At 69.3% G+C, this 18,575-nt stretch carries 15 protein-coding genes; 10 read left to right on the plus strand and 5 right to left on the minus strand.

Annotated features, from left to right (window positions below; genetic code table 11):
• Positions 1-101 precede the first annotated feature (101 nt).
• Positions 102-1,145, minus strand: a complete 1,044-nt coding sequence (locus tag ACYVLP_RS26895) for a 4-hydroxy-3-methylbut-2-enyl diphosphate reductase (protein WP_460630330.1) — start codon at positions 1,143-1,145, stop codon at positions 102-104.
• Between the two features lie 190 nt (positions 1,146-1,335).
• Between ACYVLP_RS26895 and xseA the strand changes: the two genes are divergently transcribed.
• Both xseA and ACYVLP_RS26905 read left to right on the plus strand, forming a co-directional pair.
• Positions 1,336-2,670, plus strand: a complete 1,335-nt coding sequence (gene xseA / locus ACYVLP_RS26900) for an exodeoxyribonuclease VII large subunit (protein WP_460630372.1) — start codon at positions 1,336-1,338, stop codon at positions 2,668-2,670.
• Between the two features lie 10 nt (positions 2,671-2,680).
• The gene (locus ACYVLP_RS26905; RefSeq protein ID WP_460630331.1) at positions 2,681-2,989 is read left to right on the plus strand and encodes an exodeoxyribonuclease VII small subunit; all 309 of its coding nucleotides are present in this window, start codon (positions 2,681-2,683) and stop codon (positions 2,987-2,989) included.
• 39 nt (positions 2,990-3,028) lie between these two features.
• Here ACYVLP_RS26905 and ACYVLP_RS26910 read toward each other — a convergent pair whose 3' ends face one another.
• Positions 3,029-3,766 carry a DUF4245 domain-containing protein gene (locus ACYVLP_RS26910; protein WP_460630332.1) on the minus strand — a complete coding sequence of 246 codons (738 nt, stop codon included), beginning with the start codon at positions 3,764-3,766 and terminating at the stop codon, positions 3,029-3,031.
• A 97-nt stretch (positions 3,767-3,863) separates the two neighbouring features.
• Here ACYVLP_RS26910 and glpX point away from each other — a divergent pair, with 97 nt between their 5' ends.
• The 8 genes from glpX (at position 3,864) to ACYVLP_RS26950 (ending at position 13,787) form a co-directional block, all read left to right on the plus strand.
• Complete coding sequence (gene glpX / locus ACYVLP_RS26915; RefSeq protein ID WP_452269246.1) at positions 3,864-4,856, plus strand: class II fructose-bisphosphatase; 993 nt, start codon at positions 3,864-3,866, stop codon at positions 4,854-4,856.
• A gap of 7 nt (positions 4,857-4,863) precedes the next feature.
• A complete protein-coding gene (locus tag ACYVLP_RS26920) occupies positions 4,864-5,811 on the plus strand; it encodes a PfkB family carbohydrate kinase (RefSeq protein ID WP_460630333.1) in 948 nt (315 codons plus the stop codon).
• Positions 5,812-5,939: 128 nt separating this feature from the next.
• Positions 5,940-7,667, plus strand: coding sequence for a substrate-binding domain-containing protein (locus ACYVLP_RS26925; protein WP_460630334.1), 1,728 nt, complete (start codon positions 5,940-5,942; stop codon positions 7,665-7,667).
• Between the two features lie 289 nt (positions 7,668-7,956).
• A complete protein-coding gene (locus ACYVLP_RS26930; RefSeq protein ID WP_460630335.1) occupies positions 7,957-9,309 on the plus strand; it encodes an ABC transporter substrate-binding protein in 1,353 nt (450 codons plus the stop codon).
• Complete coding sequence (locus tag ACYVLP_RS26935) at positions 9,309-10,466, plus strand: carbohydrate ABC transporter permease (RefSeq protein WP_460630336.1); 1,158 nt, start codon at positions 9,309-9,311, stop codon at positions 10,464-10,466. Before ACYVLP_RS26930 ends, ACYVLP_RS26935 begins: the two co-directional genes overlap by 1 nt.
• Positions 10,463-11,326: a carbohydrate ABC transporter permease gene (locus ACYVLP_RS26940; RefSeq protein WP_460630337.1), complete on the plus strand. Its 864-nt coding sequence runs from the start codon at positions 10,463-10,465 to the stop codon at positions 11,324-11,326. Before ACYVLP_RS26935 ends, ACYVLP_RS26940 begins: the two co-directional genes overlap by 4 nt.
• A 191-nt stretch (positions 11,327-11,517) precedes the next feature.
• Entirely contained in the window at positions 11,518-13,230 is a 1,713-nt protein-coding gene (locus ACYVLP_RS26945) for a fumarate hydratase (protein ID WP_460630338.1), read from the plus strand.
• A 65-nt stretch (positions 13,231-13,295) separates the two neighbouring features.
• Positions 13,296-13,787 (plus strand): beta-class carbonic anhydrase, encoded by a 492-nt coding sequence (locus ACYVLP_RS26950; protein WP_460630373.1) that lies wholly within the window; start codon positions 13,296-13,298, stop codon positions 13,785-13,787.
• A 3-nt stretch (positions 13,788-13,790) separates the two neighbouring features.
• Here the strand turns inward: ACYVLP_RS26950 and ACYVLP_RS26955 are convergent, their stop codons facing one another.
• From ACYVLP_RS26955 to glmM, 3 genes are all read right to left on the minus strand, one after another.
• Positions 13,791-14,990, minus strand: coding sequence for a low temperature requirement protein A (locus ACYVLP_RS26955; RefSeq protein ID WP_460630339.1), 1,200 nt, complete (start codon positions 14,988-14,990; stop codon positions 13,791-13,793).
• Positions 14,991-15,051: 61 nt separating this feature from the next.
• Positions 15,052-17,106 carry a M3 family metallopeptidase gene (locus ACYVLP_RS26960; RefSeq protein WP_460630340.1) on the minus strand — a complete coding sequence of 685 codons (2,055 nt, stop codon included), beginning with the start codon at positions 17,104-17,106 and terminating at the stop codon, positions 15,052-15,054.
• Positions 17,107-17,219: 113 nt separating this feature from the next.
• Positions 17,220-18,566: a phosphoglucosamine mutase gene (gene glmM / locus ACYVLP_RS26965; RefSeq protein WP_460630341.1), complete on the minus strand. Its 1,347-nt coding sequence runs from the start codon at positions 18,564-18,566 to the stop codon at positions 17,220-17,222.
• Between the last annotated feature and the right edge of the window lie 9 nt (positions 18,567-18,575).

Genomic DNA, 18,575 nt, shown 5'->3' on the forward strand with positions numbered 1-18,575 from the left:
CCTCAGTCGAGTGAGCGGCCCGTCACATGCGCCGTCGTGCGGCGGGTGGGTGTGACGGGTGGGACGAGGCGCTCAGTCGACCAGAAAAGGAGTGGGTCGGCTCAGTGCAGCGAGCCGGACTCCTCGAATGCGGCGTCGTGGCGCACCGAGCCGACCTCGGTCCCAGAGAGCCTCTTGATGTCGCGCCGCAGCTCGTTGGGCAGGGCGAACAACAGCGACTCCTCGGCTGCGATGACCGGCTCGACCGTGTCGTAGCCCCGATCTCCGAGCCACGACAGCACGTCGCGCACCAGCACCTCCGGCACGCTCGCCCCCGACGTGACCCCGACTGTCGTCACACCGTCGAGCCACGCCTCGTCGATCTCGTCGGCGTAGTCGACCAGATGCCCCGCCCCGGCGCCGTGCTCGAGCGCGACCTCGACGAGCCGGACGGAGTTCGACGAGTTGCGCGAGCCGACGACGATCATGAGGTCGGTGTCCTTGGCCATCTGCTTCACCGCGAGCTGACGGTTCTGGGTCGCGTAGCAGATGTCGTCGGACGGAGGGCTCTGCAGGGCCGGGAACTTCTCCTTGAGCCGGGCCACCGTCTCCATCGTCTCGTCGACCGACAGCGTCGTCTGCGACAGCCACACGACCTTCTCGGGGTCGCGGACGGTGACGTTCCCGACGTCGTCGGGGCCGTCGACGAGCGTGATGTGTTCCGGAGCCTCGCCCGAGGTGCCGACAACCTCCTCGTGGCCCTCGTGGCCGATGAGCAGGATGTCGAAGTCGTCGTTCGCGAACCGCACCGCCTCGCGGTGGACCTTGGTCACGAGCGGGCACGTCGCGTCGATGGTCTTGAGGCTGCGCGCCGCCGCCTCCTCGTGAACGACGGGCGCGACGCCGTGAGCCGAGAAGATGACCGTGGCGCCCTCGGGCACCTCATCGGTCTCGTCGACGAAGATCGCGCCCCGCTTCTCGAGGGTGGTCACGACATGCTTGTTGTGCACGATCTGCTTGCGCACATAGACAGGCGGCCCGTAGAGCTCGAGAGCCTTCTCGACCGTCACGACGGCGCGGTCGACGCCTGCGCAGTAGCCCCGCGGAGCTGCGAGCAGGACCCTCTTGGGCGTGGTGGACTCGGGCGTCTCGGTGGTGGCGCTCATGGGGCCATCGTACGTTCCGGATCGCCCCGACCCGCGCCGGGAAGGCCGCTCGCTCCGTCGAGCACTCGGGGCACCCCGGCGAACGGCCCGGTGAGTGGGCACTCGCTCCTGGACCCGGCCGGACGGCATACGCCTCGGCCGTGTGGCCGCCTGGCGGAACGGCTGACGGCCTATCGTTGCGCGCGTGAGCATGCCCAGCCCGCTGCCCGACAAGGCGGCCGACACGACTGCCGAGCGGCCGTGGCCGGTGCGCGTGCTCAGTCTCAAGATCAGCGACTACGTCGACCGGATGAGCCAGCTGTGGGTCGAGGGCCAGGTCGTGCAGTTCACGCCGCGCGGCGGCACGGCGTTCCTCACGCTGCGCGACCCGGACGTCGACATGTCGCTGTCGGTGTCGGTGCCGATGAACGCGGTCAACGCGATGACTGTGCCGCTCACGCAGGGCGCGCGGGTCGTGCTCCAGGCCAAGCCCACCTTCTGGACCAAGCGCGGCACGCTTCAGCTCGAGGCACGACAGATCCGGCCTGTCGGCATCGGCGACCTGCTCGCACGGATCGAGATCCTCAAGCGGACGCTCGCGTCGGAGGGTGTCTTCGATGCCGAGCGAAAGCGGCGGATCCCGTTCCTGCCGAACCGCGTCGGCCTGATCACCGGACGCAGCTCCGCAGCAGAGAAGGACGTCGTCGAGAACGCCCGGCGTCGTTGGCCCGCAGTGCGTTTCGAGATCCGCGAGGTTGCGGTCCAAGGCGCGACAGCGGTGACTGAGGTCGTCGAGGCGCTCCGTGAGCTCGATGCCGACGCAACGGTCGACGTCATCGTCATCGCGCGCGGAGGTGGCGCGCTCGAGGAGCTGCTCCCCTTCAGCAACGAGGCCATGATCCGCGCAGTGGCCGAAGCGCGCACCCCGGTGATCAGCGCGATCGGGCACGATGTCGACCAGCCGCTGCTCGACCTCGTCGCCGACTGGCGAGCCTCGACACCCACGGACGCCGGCAAGAAGGTCGTGCCTGATGCCGAGCGCGAGCGGGGGCTCGTCGACGGCGGACGCGACCGGCTCCGGCGCGCTCTCGGGCGACGGCTCGAGGCGGAGCGGTCAGGTCTGCGGTCCCTCGTGACCCGGCCCGTCCTGGCCGACCCGGTCTCGCTCGTGCGGGCGAGGCGTCAGGAGGTGTCGGCCTTGCGTTCGCGGGTGTCGTCGCGCATCGAGGCACGGCTGCACCGGGCGGCCGACGAGGCAGAGCACCTGCGCCGCCAGGTCGTGGCCCTGTCGCCGCAGTCGACCCTGGAACGCGGGTATGCCGTCGTGCAGCATCGCGACGGCCGCGTGGTCATGGACCGTGACGACGTCGGGGTCGGGGAGCTGCTGCGGGTCCGTGTGGCGCGGGGCGACTTCGGTGTGCGGCCGGTCAGCGACGGCGCGGCGGACCGGACCACTCCGACGGCGAAGCGTCCGGCCAGTGGCGCCGGTGGCGCGGTCCGTCGCCCAGCGAGTCGCGCGAAGAAGAGCGACGGTGGCACCGCCTAGGGTGTTGGCCATGGCTGACCCGACGACGCCCGACAGCGCCTCCTTCCCGGACATCGCCGAGATGGGATACGAGGACGCCCGTGAGGAGCTCATCGCGATCGTCGCCAAGCTCGAGGCCGGTCAGGCGCCGCTCGAGGACTCGATGCGCCTGTGGAGGCGTGGCGAGGCTCTCGCGGCGCACTGCGCCCGGTGGCTCGACGGCGCGCAGGCCGAGATCGAGCGAGCCACTCAGCCACAGGCTGCTGCTCCCGTCAGAGGCGGGGCTCCGGCCGCTGCCCCGCTGCACGCCGACGACGAGATCTTCGACGACGAGACCTGACCGCGCGGCAGGTCGCGAGCAGACGGCCGGCGGTCGGGGTCAGCGAGTCGGGCTGACGCGGCGGAGAGCGGCGACGAAGGCCTTGAGCTCGGCCTCGGGCGCGGTCGTGGTCGCCACGATGGTGAGATCGTCGGCGCCAGTGCCACGCACGACGTAGCTGACCTGCCCCGCGCTGTCCGAGAGGTACCGGTCGACGGTCCGGCCGGCCACGTTAGCGCTGCCGCTCGGGACGCCGTCGTTGACCGAGCGCTTGAGCCACCCGTCGGTGACCTTGACGGCCTGCTTCAGGGCGATGTCGCCGCCGCTCGGGGTGGTCCAGACGGTGGTGAACGTGGGCACCTTCTCGGTGCCGGCGGCATACGTGGCGACGGTCGGGACCCAGCCGTCGCCGAGGCCCTGGGGCAGCTCGACGGGCCACGACGTCTGCGCAGCGACCTGGCCGGCCTTGGCTGAGGCGTCGACGGCCGTGCGCTGGACCGAGCTGATCCGCGGGACGATGGCCACGAGAGCGAGGACGAGCGCCCCGATGACCAGCAGCGACCGCAGCATGTTGGGCAGCGTGCCCATCGAGTAGCGGCTGCGCGGCGGCGCCTGCTCGCCCGAGCCGTCCGCGGGCTGCTCGCCCGAGCCGTCCGCGGGCTGTTCGCCCGAGCCGTCTGCCGTGGGGACGCTCCGGCCGGCCGAACCGGACGTCGGGGACACCAGCGAGCCGGCCTCCGGGAGATCCGAGGGGCCGGGGTGGGCAGGCGATGTCGACGGCGTCGACGGGGTGGTCATAGCCCCATCGTCCCCGACTCCCGGACACGCTCCAAACCGGGGGCCGGGCCACCGATAGGCTGGCGCCGACTCGTTCAGCGCCGACGGAGGACCGCCCATGAAGCACAGCACGCCGGACCGCAACCTCGCACTCGAGCTGGTGCGGGTCACGGAGGCGGCCGCGATGGCCGGTGGCCGCTGGGTGGGCCGTGGCGACAAGAACCGCGCTGACGGCGCCGCCGTCGAGGCGATGCGCGCGATGATCTCGACGGTCAGCATGCGCGGAGTGGTCGTCATCGGCGAGGGCGAGAAGGACAACGCCCCGATGCTCTTCAACGGCGAGCTCGTCGGAGACGGCACGGGCCCCGAGGTCGACGTCGCCGTCGACCCGATCGACGGCACGACCCTCACCGCGAAGGGTATGCCGAACGCCGTGTCCGTCATGGCCGTGGCCAACCGGGGCGCCATGTACGACCCGTCCGCCGTCTTCTACATGGACAAGCTCGCGACCGGCCCCGACGCCGCCGATGTCGTCGACATCCGCCTGCCCGTGGCCGAGAACATCCGCCGGATCGCCCGGGCCAAGGGCGAGACGCCTGCCGACGTCACGGTGGTCATGCTCGACCGTCCGCGCCACAGCGACCTGGCCGACGAGGTCCGTCGCACCGGTGCCCGGATCCGCTACATCGTCGACGGCGACGTCGCCGGCGCCGTCATGGCGGCACGGCCCGACACCGGTGTCGACCTGCTCCTCGGCGTCGGCGGGACGCCCGAGGGGATCATCGCCGCCTGCGCGATCAAGTGCATCGGCGGCGTCATCCAGGGCAAGCTGTGGCCCAAGGACGACGACGAGCGGCAGAAGGCGCTCGACGCGGGGCACAACCTCGACCGGGTCCTGTCGACGGACGACCTCGTCGTGGGCGAGTGCTTCTTCGTTGCCACCGGGATCACCGACGGCGAGCTGCTCCGGGGTGTGCGCTACGGCGCCCGTTCGGCTCGCACCAACTCCCTCGTCATGCGCTCGCGCAGCGGCACCATCCGGACCATCGAGAGCCAGCACCGGTTCGACCGGCCCGGCTGGTTCGGCAGCGTCGACATGATCGACGAGTGAGCGGACGATGACGAGCACTCCCTCGGCCGCTCCCCCGGCCCGCACGCTTGTCGTGGGCGAGGCCCTCATCGACGCTGTCACCACGCCCGGCGGCGCCACCGACGAGCACGTCGGCGGGAGCCCCGCCAACGTCGCCTTCGGCCTCGCCGCGCTCGACCACCCCGTCGACCTCGCGACGTGGATCGCCACCGACGCCCGCGGCGCCCGCATCGAACAGGTATGCCGTGACCACGGGGTCGCGCTGACCGCCGGCTCGCTGGGCGCCCCCTTCACGTCGGTCGCCCACGCGACGATCGACGCCGCCGGGGCGGCGACCTACGTCTTCGACCTCGAGTGGCAGGTGGCCGCGGTTCCCGGCCTCACGGCATACGACCACGTCCACACCGGCAGCATCGCTGCGGTGCTGGAGCCGGGCGGCGGCCAGGTGCGCGAGACGCTCGTGCAGGCACGCAGCCTCGGGGCGACCGTGTCCTACGACCCGAACGCCCGCCCGTCGCTCATGGGCCGGGCCGAGGAGGCGCGGCGCGTCATCGAGAGCTCGATCGCGCTGTCGGACGTCGTCAAGGTCAGTGACGAGGACATCGCATGGCTGTGCCCGGGCGAGCTCGTCGACGACGTCCTCGCGGCGTGGGGACGGCTCGGCCCGGCGCTCGTGGTCATGACCCGGGGCGGCGCCGGCGCGGTCGTGCGGCTCAGCCGGACGGGCGAGCAGCTCACCCTCCCGGCACCCGCTGTCATCGTCGTCGACACCGTCGGGGCGGGCGACTCCTTCATGGCCGGACTCGTGTCCGGCCTGCTCGACGCGGGCCTGCTCGGCGGCCCGGAGGCACGGCAGGCGCTGCACTCCGCATCGCTCCAGGACGTGCTCCCGGCCGTCGAACGGGCCTTGTGCACAGCGGCGCTCACGGTTGGGCGCGCGGGTGCACACGCGCCCGTGCGCGCCGACCTGGCCTGAGCGCAAATCGGACATTCGACAAAGAACGGTGGGGTCAGGCACCATTCTGCGCGGATCGCCGGGTAGTTTTGGCCGGTGGTTCACCCTGACGCCCCGGTACCGGGGCGTCCTCATTGTGAGGAAACCCCGTGTCCAACCCCTCCCCTCCACAACGCCCTCCAGGCCCGTATGAGCAGAGCCTGATCGAGAGCCGGGCCTCCCGCAAGGCTCTCGAAGCCAAGATCGCCCGAGCACGACGCAACCGGATCCTCGCGGCCGTGCTCGGTGTCGTGCTGCTCGTCGGGGCCGGCGTCGGCGGGTTCAAGTGGTGGCAGGGACGCGCCGAGACACCGGTCGCCGCCGCAGCCATCCCGACCGGCAAGTCGTGCCCCGAGCGCACGCAGGTCTCGGTGTGGGTCTCCGAGGCCGCCCAGCCCGCGGTGCTCGCCCTCGCCAAGGAGTACCAGGCGGACCCGGCCTCACCATGCGTGGACTACGTCGTCAAGGGCAAGTCGCCCATCGAGTCCATGATCGGCCTCGGCCAGGGCCAGCCCGACCGACCCGACGCGTGGATCCCCGACTCCCCGCGATGGGTGGAGCGAGTCAACGAGACCGCACACCTCAACGCGAAGCCGGCCAAGGCCTTCGCCAAGAGCCCCCTCGTCATCGCGATGGACCCGACCCAGGCCAGCAAGCTCGAGGGCCAGCCCAAGTGGCTCGAGCTCGTCGCGTCCGACAACCCGATCCGGATGAGCGACCCCCGGTCGACGACGGCCGGTATGCTGACCCTCGCGTCCGCGCTGCCGCAGCTGAGTGGCGAGCAGGGACGCGTCATCATCCCGAAGCTCGCCAAGGGCGCTGCGGCGTCCATCGACGACCTCTTCGCGACGTACAACGAGACCCCCCAGGATGCCGCGGCCTTCCCGGTCTCCGAGGCCGACCTCATCGACCACAACCGGCTCTACCCCGACCACAAGATGGTCTCCGTGACGCCGACCGAGGGCACCCCCGCCTTCGAGTTCTCCCTCATCAACGTGGCCACCGACCCGGTCCGCGACCAGGCCGTCGAGCTGCTGCGCGCCTACCTCATGACGCCGGCTGCCGCCAAGCTCTTCGCGCAGTATGGAATGCGGTCCACCGCCGTGCCGGTGACGATGCCGACCCCAGCAGGCAGCGTGGGCGCGGTCGACATCGGCCCGACGCCCGACGCCGAGGCCGTGGCCGCCGCCACCGACGTGTGGCAGACCGCGACGACCGACTTCTCGATCCTGGCGGTCTTCGACGTGTCCGGCTCGATGAACGACAAGGTCGGCAACACCACCCGCGTCGCGATCACCCAGGAGGCCGCCGGCATCGCGCTGGCTGCTCTGCCGAAGACCACCAAGCTCGGCCTGTGGGTCTTCTCGATCGGGATCGGCGCGGGAGGCGCGGACTACAAGCCGATGGTGCCGATCGGCCGGCTCGACGACGACACGCACCGAGCGCAGGTCGCCACCGCGGCGGCCAACCTGGCCAAGAACGTCGGCGGGGGCACCGGCCTCTACGACACGATGTGGGCGGCATACCAGCAGGCCCAGCGCAACTACGACCCGGAGCGGGTCAACGCGGTGGTCATCCTCACCGACGGCCGCAACGACGACCCCAACGGCATCACGCTCGAGCAGCTCAAGGCCAACCTGCGCGCCGCCAGCGACCCGAAGAAGCCGATCGCGATCACGACCATCGGCATCGGGCCCGACGTGGACTCGAAGTCGATGACCGAGATCTCGAAGATGACGTACTCCGACTTCTACTCGGCGCCGTCTCCGGCCGACATGACGACCGTGCTCGCCCGGGCCCTGTTCGACCACGAGTGCAAGGACGGCCGCTGCGTCTAGCCCGTAGGCCACCGAGGCCGCCTTCGTGCGCCGCCTCGCAACCGCTCGACACGGCACACCAAGCACACCAGACACACACGTCACACGAGGAGACCCCCGGTCCGAACCGGGGGTCTCCTCGTGTTTCCAGCGTTCCCTAGGGCATTCGCGGCTCCACAGCCCAAAGGTCACGTGCAGGTCAAGTGACTAGACCGGTCCCACTACACGCGGTAGGAATGGACTACCTCACGTGACGCGCGTCACGTTGATCGGTGGGGATCAACGCACAACTCAACGACGAGGAGCGACGATGACCGGAATCCCGAAACGGGCACTCTTGGCGGCAGGAGCGGCCGCGGCGGCCGCAGCCATGCTGTCCGGGTGCCTACAGAACCCCAATGCCGCAGGCGGCGGGGGCAGTGCGGGACTGAGTGGATACGTCGACGGGGGGACGCCGGACAACGACAAGGTGGTCACCATCCTTGGCGCGTTCGGTGGAGACGAGGAGAAGAACTTCAACGCATCGCTGGCGGCCTTCGAGAAGGCCAGCGGCATCGACATCCAGTACACGTCCGACCAGGACTTCACGACGACCGTCAAGCAGAAGGTCAACTCGGGCGACTCGCCCGACATCGCGCTGTTCCCGCAGCCCGGCGGGCTCATCGAGTTCGCCAAGCAGGGCAAGGTCCAGCCGATCGACACGTACCTCGACTACGACAAGCTCCAGCAGACCCTGCTGCCCGGCTTCCTCGACGTCGCCCGGTACAAGGGCCGCGTCTACGGCGCTCCGATGCGCAACGCGGTCAAGAGCATCGTGTGGTACCCGAAGAAGGCCTACGAGTCGGCCGGGTACGACACGCACCCCGCGACGATCCAGGACCTCCAGACCAACGTCGCGGACAAGATCAAGGCGGCCGGCATCGCCCCGTGGTGCATGGGATGGGGCTCCGACCAGGCGACCGGCTGGGTCGGCACGGACTGGATCGAGGAGCTCATGCTCCGCATGTGGGGCCCGGACGTCTACGACGACTGGGTCGCGCACCGCATCCCGTTCAACGACCCGCGCGTCATCAAGGCGTTCGACTACTTCGCGACGATCGCGAAGGACCCGACCCAGGTGCTGGGCGGCTCCAAGGGCGTGCTCAACACCGCCTTCGGTGACGCGATGACGCCCGCGTTCTCCAACCCGCCGAAGTGCATGCTGCACCGCCAGGGCAACTTCGCGACCACGTTCTACCCCAAGAACGTCCAGGCGGACCTCGACAACCAGGTCGGCATCTTCGTCTACCCGCCGTTCGCGGGTGGCTACCAGGGCGTCGGCATCCTCGGTGGCGGTGACCTCGCGGCCCTCTTCAACGGCAACGACCCCGACGCCCAGAAGGTCATGCAGTTCCTCACCTCCGACAAGTTCGGCGACAAGTGGGCGCAGGCCGGTGGCTGGCTCTCACCGCACAAGACGTTCGACCTGTCGAACTACCCGAACGAGACGACCAAGAAGATCGCGGAGATCGCCAACAAGGCCAGCGTGGTGCGCTTCGACGGCTCTGACGCGATGCCGAAGGAGGTCGGCTCGGGCACCTTCTGGACCGAGATGGTGAAGTGGGAGAACGGTCAGGACACGAAGACCACGGTCGACAACATCGAGAATTCGTGGCCCAAGTGATGACTACCGACACCACCACGGCGGGCTCCGCTCCACGGACCCGCGCCCGGTCTCCCGAGGGCAACGCCGGCCTCCAGCCGGCGAAGCTCATCATCGGGATCATCGGGTTGATCGTCAGCGTCTGGCTGATGATCAACCTCCTGCTCGCCCTCGGGTACTACCCGCAGTGGTTCGCCAACAACAAGGCGCTGATCGGCCTCATCGCGATGGTCGTCGGGGTCGGCGGGGCGATGCTGATCTTCTACTTCCTCAACATGTTCGTCGAGGCACTGCCGCAGCGGCTGTCCGAGGGCTTCATCCCGTACGCCTTCCTGCTGCCGGGCCTGGCACTCGTGGGCCTGATGCTGATCTACCCGACGTTCCAGACGATCAACTACTCGTTCGCGAACGCCGACAGCACGGCCTACGTCGGGCTGCAGAACTACAAGACGATCTTCAGCGACCCGGAGTTCTGGCAGTCGATCCTCAACAACGTCCTGTGGTTGATCATCGTCCCTGCCGTCGTCGTCGCGTTCGGCGTCGCCGTCGCGGTCCTCTCCGACAAGCTGTCGTCCACCGGCGAGCGGGTCGCCAAGAGCATGGTGTTCCTGCCGATGGCGATCTCGTTCGTCGGTGCGACCGCCATCTGGGGTCTCATCTACGCCTACAACAACCCCGGCCAGTCGCAGACGGGCCTGCTCAACGCGATCTGGGTCGGGCTCGGCGGCCAGCCGCAGACCTGGCTGTCCATCGAGACCGCCAAGCTCAACTCGATCCTGCTCATGGTGATCCTCATCTGGCTGCAGGTCGGGTTCGCGATGGTGCTGCTCAGCTCGGCCATCAAGGGTGTCCCTGAGGACACCATCGAGGCCGCGCGCATCGACGGCGCCAGCGAGCTGCAGATCTTCTTCCGCGTGATCATCCCGCAGGTCAAGGGCACGATCATCACCGTCTTCGTGACGGTCTTCATCCTCGTGCTCAAGGTGTTCGACATCGTCTACGTCTCGACCAACGGTGCCTACAACACCAACGTCATCGCGAACCTCTTCTTCAACAAGCTGTTCGCGGCCAGCCAGGCGGGCCAGGCGACGGCGATCGTCGTCGTGCTGCTCGTCGCGGTGATCCCGCTGATCTGGTACCAGATCCGCCACTTCAAGAACGAGGAGGCCAACCGATGAGCCGAAAGCTCATGAAGGACGGGCGGCCTCGCAGCCCGTTCTCGATGGTCACGATGACGATCTTCGTGCTCCTGTGGACCATCCCGACGATCGGCCTGCTCGTCACGTCGTTCCGCACGCGTGACGCCGCGGCCACCTCGGGTTGGTGGACGGCGCTGTTCAACCCAGGCAGCTCCGAGTGGACGACGAGCAACTACAGCGGGGCCTGGACGGGCGCCGACCTCGGGACGGGGTTCATCAACAGCATCGTCGTGGCCATCCCGGCGACGCTGATCCCGATCATGTTCGCGGCGTTCGCGGCATACGCCTTCACGTTCATGAACTTCCCGCTGAAGGAGTTCTTCTTCCTGCTCATCATCGCCGTGCTCGTCGTGCCGATCCAGGTCGCCTTCCAGCCGATGCTCAACATCTTCGGCCCGCGTGGCCTGGGCATCTCCGGGCAGTACATCGCGGTGTGGATCCTGCATACGGGCTTCGGTATGCCGTTGTGCATCTATACCCTGCGCAACTACATGAGCACGCTGCCGCGCAGCGTGGTCGAGTCGGCGAAGATCGACGGGTGCTCGCACTTCCAGACCTTCTGGAGGCTCGTGTTCCCGATGTCGATCCCGGCCATCGCGGCCTTCGCGACGCTGCAGTTCCTCTGGGTGTGGAACGACCTGCTCATCGCCAAGCTGTTCCTCAACAGCGGCAACACGACGGTCATCGTCAAGCTGCAGCAGCTGCTCGGAACCCAAGGCCAAGGGGCTGAGCTCCTGACAGCAGGAGCGTTCATCACCATGATCGTGCCCCTGATCGTGTTCTTCGCGCTCCAGCGGTTCATGGTGCGCGGCCTCACGTCGGGCGCCGTCAAGGGCTGATCCCCGGTCGGCCCGGCACGCCGCAGACAAGCCAGGTCGACCTCCTCGTCAGTCCCCTCCCAGCCGTCACTAGGCTGGGAGGGGACTTTCGTATGCCGCCGCGTGGGCCTGGGTGCCCGGGTGAGCCCCTAGGGGCCGAGGCGGCATACGCGGGTCCGCGACAGCCTCACCCCACATGCAAGGAGACCTCCGTGGCCGAGTTCGCCTACGAGGACCTGCTGCCGGTCGGCAGCGATGAGACGCCGTACCGGCTGCTGACGACCGAGGGGGTGCGCACCGTCGAGGGCCCGGGGGGCCGCACCTTCCTCGAGGTCGAGCCGGAGGCGCTGCGGATGCTCACGGAGACGGCGATGCACGACATCGCGCACTACCTGCGGCCCGCGCACCTGCAGCAGCTGCGCAACATCCTCGACGACCCGGAGGCGAGCAACAACGACAAGTTCGTCGCGCTCGACCTGCTCAAGAACGCCAACATCGCCGCCGGCGGTGTCCTGCCGATGTGCCAGGACACCGGCACGGCGATCGTCATGGGCAAGCGTGGCCAGCAGGTGCTCACGCCGGGCACCGACGAGCGCGCGATCAGCGAGGGCGTCTACGACGCCTACACCCGGCTCAACCTGCGCTACTCGCAGATGGCGCCGCTGACGATGTGGGAAGAGCGCAACACCGGCTCCAACCTGCCCGCGCAGGTCGAGCTGTACGCCGACACCACGCCGGGCCACGAGACGGCATACAAGTTCCTCTTCATGGCCAAGGGTGGTGGCTCGGCGAACAAGAGCTACCTCTACCAGGAGACGAAGGCGATCCTCAACGAGGACGCGATGATGCGCTTCCTCGACGAGAAGCTGCGCTCCCTCGGCACGGCCGCCTGCCCGCCCTACCACCTCGCCATCGTGATCGGCGGCACGAGCGCCGAGTTCGCTTTGAAGACAGCCAAGTACGCGTCGGCGAAGTACCTGGACACGCTGCCGAAGACCGGCTCGATGACGGCGCACGCGTTCCGCGACACCGAGCTCGAGGAGAAGGTTCTGGAGCTGACCCGCCAGTTCGGCATCGGTGCGCAGTTCGGCGGGAAGTACTTCTGCCACGACGTGCGCGTCGTCCGGCTTCCCCGCCACGGCGCGTCGCTTCCGGTGGCCATCGCCGTCTCGTGCTCGGCCGATCGGCAGGCGCTCGGCAAGATCACGCCGGAGGGTGTCTTCATCGAGCAGCTCGAGACCGACCCGGCGCGCTTCCTGCCTGACGCCGGGGCCGTGGACCTCGGGGACCACGAGGAGGACGCGGTCGGGGTGTCCTCGATCAGCCGGAACGTCGTCGTCAAGGTCGACCTCACCCAGCCGATGGACGACATCCTCGCGGAGCTCTCGAAGCACCCCGTCAAGACGCGCCTGTCCCTGACCGGCCCGCTCGTCGTCGCGCGCGACATCGCGCACGCCAAGATCAAGGAGCGGCTCGACGCCGGCGAGGAGATGCCGCAGTACCTCAAGGACCACCCGGTCTACTACGCCGGCCCCGCAAAGACGCCGGAGGGTATGCCGTCCGGCTCCTTCGGGCCGACGACCGCGGGCCGCATGGACTCCTACGTCGACCAGTTCCAGGCTGCAGGCGGCTCCAAGGTCATGCTCGCCAAGGGCAACCGAAGCAAGCAGGTGACCGAGGCCTGCGCCTCGCACGGCGGCTTCTACCTCGGGTCGATCGGCGGCCCGGCGGCCCGGCTCGCCCAGGACTGCATCAGGCACGTCGAGGTGCTCGAGTACGAAGACCTCGGCATGGAGGCGGTCTGGAAGATCGACGTCGAGGACTTCCCCGCCTTCATCGTCGTCGACGACAAGGGAAACGACTTCTTCGCGGAGGTGAGCAAGCCGATGGCGTTCACGATCACCAAGCGGCCGGGGCTCCAGTGAGCGCCGGCCAGCCCGGCCAGACCGGCCAGCCCGGCCAGCCCGGCGCCGGGCGCGCTTCTGGCCCAGTGGGATTCGACGACCTCATCGCAGCAAACCGCGCGTACGCCGGTGCCTTCGACCTGTCCGGGTTCGACGGCATCGCGCAGGCGGGCGTCGCGATCGTCACCTGCATGGACTCGCGGATCGACCCGCTCAACCTCGTCGGCCTCAAGCCGGGAGACGCCAAGATCTTCCGCAACCCCGGCGCCCGCGTCGACAGCAACGCCCTCGAGGCGCTCGTGCTGGCGACGCACCTGCTCAACGTCGGTCGCATCCTCATCGTGCCGCATACGCGCTGCGCCATGGCCTCGAACACCGAGGCCGAGCTGCAGTCCCGGGTCGGTGAGAGCGCCGGTCAGGACGCCACGTGGATGGCCTTCCACGCGATCACGAACCAGGTGCAGGCGCTGCGCGAGGACTGCGCGAAGGTGCGGTCGCACCCTCTCATCGCCGACGGCACGCTGGTCGGGGGGTTCCTGTACGACGTCGACACCGGCCTGCTCGAGCCGATCGAGTAGCGCTCAGCCGGCGCGGTCCTGCGGTGCGGCGATGGCACGGACGGAGCGCGCGCCGAACCACACGTGCTCGGCCACCGCGAGCGCCATGACGACACCCATGAGCAGCACGCTCGCGCCCATCGACGGTGCCCACAGGCCGACGACGAGCAGGACGACGGCCACCACGACGCCCGGCCGCGCCACCACCGCGCGGCGCTCGCCCAGCGCGTGCATGCCGGCCAGCGCCACGACGTAGATCGCGAGCGGCACCGCCAGCGCAAGCGCGACGAACCGGACGCTCGCGTGAGCGTGATGCTGCACCACGTCGACGCCCGCCGCGAGCGCCGCCCCGCTGGCGGCGACCGAGGCGAAGACGAACAGGTGCCCGTAGGAGCACGTGAAGACGGTCCAGAACTCCCCCGCGAAGAGCTCCACCTGGTCGCGCTTGAAGTAGAGCCACCACATCGAGAAGACGATGAGCAGGCCGCCGGCGATGAGCTCGACCAGCTCGAAGGTCGTGTGGTTCAGGGCGCCCTGGACCGCCTGCATGGTGGACAGGATCACCTCGCCGAGCACGATGATCGTGAACAGGCTGTATCGCTCGGCGATGTGGTGCGGGTGGAACGGCGTGACACCCCGCCGCTCCGCGATGATCGGCACGGACATCTCCAGGGCCATCCCGACGAACCACGTCACGACGAGCGAGGTGTCGCCCGACGTGAACAGCCGGAGCACCCAGTACACCTGCACGATGCCGATGCCCACGGCATACGTCAGGGCGGTGCGGCGTCCCTCCGGATGGCTGGCGGCGGCGCGCAGCCACAGGACGACCATCGCCAGGCGCATGACGACGTAGCCCGCCACGAGCAGTTTCGAGTTCCGGGAGCCGAACATCTCGGGCACGCCGGCGGCGAGCATGAGGCTGCCCACCATGATGACGAACGTCATCACGCGGAAGACGACGTCGTCGGTGGCGTAGGCGGACGCGAACCACGTGTAGTTCATCCACGCCCACCAGATGGCGACGAAGACGATGACGAAGCTGAGCAGCTTGCTGAGGTCGCCGTCGCTGATGCCGTGGTGCCACTGCGCTGCAGCGCTCGACACCGCGACGACGAAGACGAGGTCGAAGAACAGCTCGAGCGGCGTCGCGACGCGATGCGGCTCGTGCGGGTCCCTCGGCGTCATCCGGACATGCAGCGGGACGATGTTGACGGGGCTCACAGGGCGAGTCTGCCAGCGGGTATGCCGTCAGCCGACCCTTCACACCCCGCGCGGTGTCGGGTCAGCCGAGTCCGCGGCGCCGCAGCAGGGGTTCGAGGTCGGCCTCGCGTCCGCGGAACTCCCGGTACGACTCGAGGGGGTCGGCGGAGCCGCCGATGCCGATGACGTAGGTGCGGTAGCGGTCGCCGTTCTCGCGGGTCAGGCCGCCGCTCTGCTTGAACCACTCGACCGTGTCCGCGTCGAGGACCTCGCTCCAGATGTAGGCGTAGTACGCCGCGTCATAGGAGTAGGCGAACGAATGCGCGAAGTACGGAGTCGAGTAGCGCGGTGGCACAACGGGATTCGCAAGGCCCACGCGCTCCAGCGCGGCCGCCTCGAAGGCGCCCACGTCGTCGACCGCAGCCGCCTCCTCGACCGACAGGGCATGCCAGGCCTGGTCGATGAGGCTCGCCGCGAGGTACTCGCTCGTGGCGAAGCCCTGGTTGAAGGACTCCGCTGCCAGGAGCCGGTCGACGACGTCCTGGGGCAGCGGCTCGCCGGTCTCGTGGTGCACTGCGTAGCTAGCGAGGACCTCGGGCCACAACATCCACATCTCGTTGACCTGGCTCGGGAACTCCACGAAGTCGCGGAAGACGCGAGTGCCTGCGAAGTGCGGGTAGGTGACCCTGGCGAGCAGGCCGTGCAGCGCGTGGCCGAACTCGTGGAACAGCGTCCGGGTCTGGTCGTAGGTCAGCAGGGTCGGCTCCCCAGCGGCCGGCTTGGGCACGTTGAGGTTGTTGCACACGACGGCATACGGCTGGTCGAGGAGGTCGTTCTGGTGGACGAGGCTGTTCATCCAGGCCCCGCCCTTCTTGGTGTCGCGGGTGTAGAGGTCCAGCAGGTACAGCCCGAACGGCGTGCCGTCCTGCCGGACCTCGAAGACGCGCACGTCGGGGTGGTAGCCGACGAGGTCGTGACGCTCGTGGAAGGTCAGCCCGTAGAGCCGACCGGCTGCGAGGAAGACGCCGTCGCGCAGCACCCGCTCGGCCTCGAAGTACGGCCGCATCGCCGCCAGGTCCACGTCGTAGGTCGCGGCGCGCACCTGCTCGGTCCAGAAGGCCCAGTCGTACGCCTCGATGGAGCCACCTGCCTTGGCCTCCAAGGCTTCCCGCTCGGCGTCGGCGTTGCGACGTGCCGCCGGAGCGAGCCGACCGAGCAGCTGCGCGACAGCGTCCGGGGATCCGGCGGTCGAGTCGGCCAGAGCGGCATGGGCGTGCGTCGGGAAGCCGAGCAGGCGCGCCCGCTCGGCCCGGAGCCGCACGATCTCGAGGACCAGATCGCGCGTGTCACCGTCGCCACCCCGGCCGCCGCGGGCGACCTGCGCCTCGTGGATCCGGCGGCGCAGGTCGCGGTCGGTCAGGACGGCCAGGTGCGGGTGGCCGGTCGGCAGCACCAGCGTGACGAGCCAGCTGCCCTCATGCCCGTGCTCCTTCGCCGCCTCGGCTGCGGCGGAGATCTCCCCGGCTGTCAGGCCGTCCAGCACGGCGGCGTCCTCGACCAGGACGGCCAGATCGTTCGCCTCGGCGAGCAGGCGCTTCTCGAACTCCGTGCCGAGGGAGCTGAGCCGCTCGTTGTAGTCACGCAGGCGCTGCTTGTCGTCGTCACCCAGACCGGCACCGGCGAGCGTGAACTCGGTGACGTATCGCTCGACGAGGCGGCGAGCCTGCGGGTCGAGGGTCTCGCCGCCGTCACGCACCGCGACGAGGCGGGCGAGCAGCCCTGAGTCGAGCCGGATCGCGTCGGAGTGCGCGGTGAGGCGTGGCGAGTACTCCTCATCGAGCGCCTGGACGGCCGGCGTGGCGTGGGCGGAGGTGATCCCGAAGAAGGCGACGGTCACCCGGGTGAGCAGCTGCCCGCTGCGTTCGACTGCAACCACGGTGTTCTCGAAGGTCGGCGGCTCCGGGTTGTCCACGATCGCGGCGACCTCGGCGAGCTGCTCGCTCATGCCGCGGTCGAGAGCAGGACCGTAGTGCTCCTCACGGATCCGGTCGAAGGGCGGGAGTGCGAACGGCAGGCTCGAGGGCTCGAAGAACGGGTTGTCGGACGTCGCGGGCAGTGCGCTGGTCGGCTCAGGCATGACCCCGACCCTACGCAGCCTCCGTCCCGCAAAACACCCGGAAATCGTCAACGCCCGACAGTTGCAACTGTCACGAGTTGACGATTTCCGGGTGTGTTGCGGTGTGGCGTGGGTCAGAAGGAGAGCTCGGCCTTGACGACGCCGACGAGGCGATCCGCCAGGAGCCGGGCCTGGTCGCCGTCGGCGGCCTCGACCATGACACGCACGACCGGTTCGGTGCCCGACTTGCGCAGGAGCACGCGTCCGCTCGCCCCGAGCTCGCCCTCGGCGGCCTTGACGGCGTCCGCGACGACCGCGTTGGCATCGAGGGCGGACTTGTCGACGCCCTTGACGTTGACGAGCACCTGCGGGAAGTGCGTCATGATGCCGGCGAGGTCGGCGAGGGTCCGTCGCGTCTGGGCCACCCGCGAGGCGAGCATGAGCCCGGTGAGGGTGCCGTCGCCCGTCGTGCCGTGGTCGAGCATGACGACGTGGCCGGACTGCTCGCCGCCGAGCGAGAACCCGCCGACCTTCATCGCCTCGAGGACGTAGCGGTCACCGACGGCGGTCTGGAGCACCTTGATCTCCGAGGCCCCGAGCGCCTGGATCATGCCGAGGTTGGACATCACGGTGGCCACGAGGGTGTCGCCACGCAGGACGCCCTGCTCCTTCATCGCGAGCGCGAGGATGGCCATGATCTGGTCGCCGTCGACCTCGTTGCCCGCGGCGTCAACCGCGAGGCACCGGTCCGCGTCGCCGTCGAGGGCGATGCCGAAGTCGGCCCGGGCCGCGATGACGGCCTTCTTGAGCTCGTCGATGTGTGTCGAGCCGAAGCCGTCGTTGATGTTGATGCCGTCCGGCTCGCAGCCGATGACGGTGACGCGCGCTCCGGCCTCACGGAAGGCCCGCGGGGCCACCTCGTAGGCGGCGCCGTGCGCGGCGTCGATCACGATGTGCAGACCGTCGAGACGGTGCGGCAGCACGGAGAGCAGGTGGGCGACATAGCGGTCGGCACCGTCGGCCAGCGGCACGATGCGGCCCACGTCGCCGCCGACCGGGCGCTGCCAGTCGTCCCGCAGCCGGGACTCGATCTTGTCCTCGAGCTCGTCGGCCAGCTTGTGCCCTCCGCGGGCGAAGAACTTGATGCCGTTGTCGGCCATCGGGTTGTGCGAGGCCGAGAGCATGGCCCCGAGGTCGGCGTCCTGCTCGCCGACGAGGTAGGCGATCGCGGGCGTGGGCAGCACGCCGGCGTCCCGCACGTCGACACCGGCCGACGCGAGCCCGGCCATCGTCGCGGCGGTGAGGAACTCACCGGACGCGCGCGGGTCGCGGCCGACGACCGCTACCGGGCGATGCCCGTTGAACTCCCCGACCTCGGCGAGCACGTGGGCCGCGGCGACCGAGAGGTCGAGCGCCAGCTCAGCGGTGATGTCCTGGTTCGCGAGCCCACGGACGCCGTCCGTGCCAAAGAGTCGAGCCACTTGGGTGAG

This window comes from Intrasporangium mesophilum, from assembly GCF_054783095.1.

Coding starts and splice junctions, on each gene's coding strand:
- ACYVLP_RS26960 (WP_460630340.1), bottom strand. CDS start 17,106: ATGCCTGAGCCGACCAGCGCACTGCCCGCGACGTCCGACAACCCGTTC.
- xseA (WP_460630372.1), top strand. CDS start 1,336: ATGCCCAGCCCGCTGCCCGACAAGGCGGCCGACACGACTGCCGAGCGG.
- ACYVLP_RS26895 (WP_460630330.1), bottom strand. CDS start 1,145: ATGAGCGCCACCACCGAGACGCCCGAGTCCACCACGCCCAAGAGGGTC.
- glpX (WP_452269246.1), top strand. CDS start 3,864: ATGAAGCACAGCACGCCGGACCGCAACCTCGCACTCGAGCTGGTGCGG.
- ACYVLP_RS26935 (WP_460630336.1), top strand. CDS start 9,309: ATGACTACCGACACCACCACGGCGGGCTCCGCTCCACGGACCCGCGCC.
- ACYVLP_RS26940 (WP_460630337.1), top strand. CDS start 10,463: ATGAGCCGAAAGCTCATGAAGGACGGGCGGCCTCGCAGCCCGTTCTCG.
- ACYVLP_RS26930 (WP_460630335.1), top strand. CDS start 7,957: ATGACCGGAATCCCGAAACGGGCACTCTTGGCGGCAGGAGCGGCCGCG.
- ACYVLP_RS26910 (WP_460630332.1), bottom strand. CDS start 3,766: ATGACCACCCCGTCGACGCCGTCGACATCGCCTGCCCACCCCGGCCCC.
- ACYVLP_RS26905 (WP_460630331.1), top strand. CDS start 2,681: ATGGCTGACCCGACGACGCCCGACAGCGCCTCCTTCCCGGACATCGCC.
- ACYVLP_RS26920 (WP_460630333.1), top strand. CDS start 4,864: ATGACGAGCACTCCCTCGGCCGCTCCCCCGGCCCGCACGCTTGTCGTG.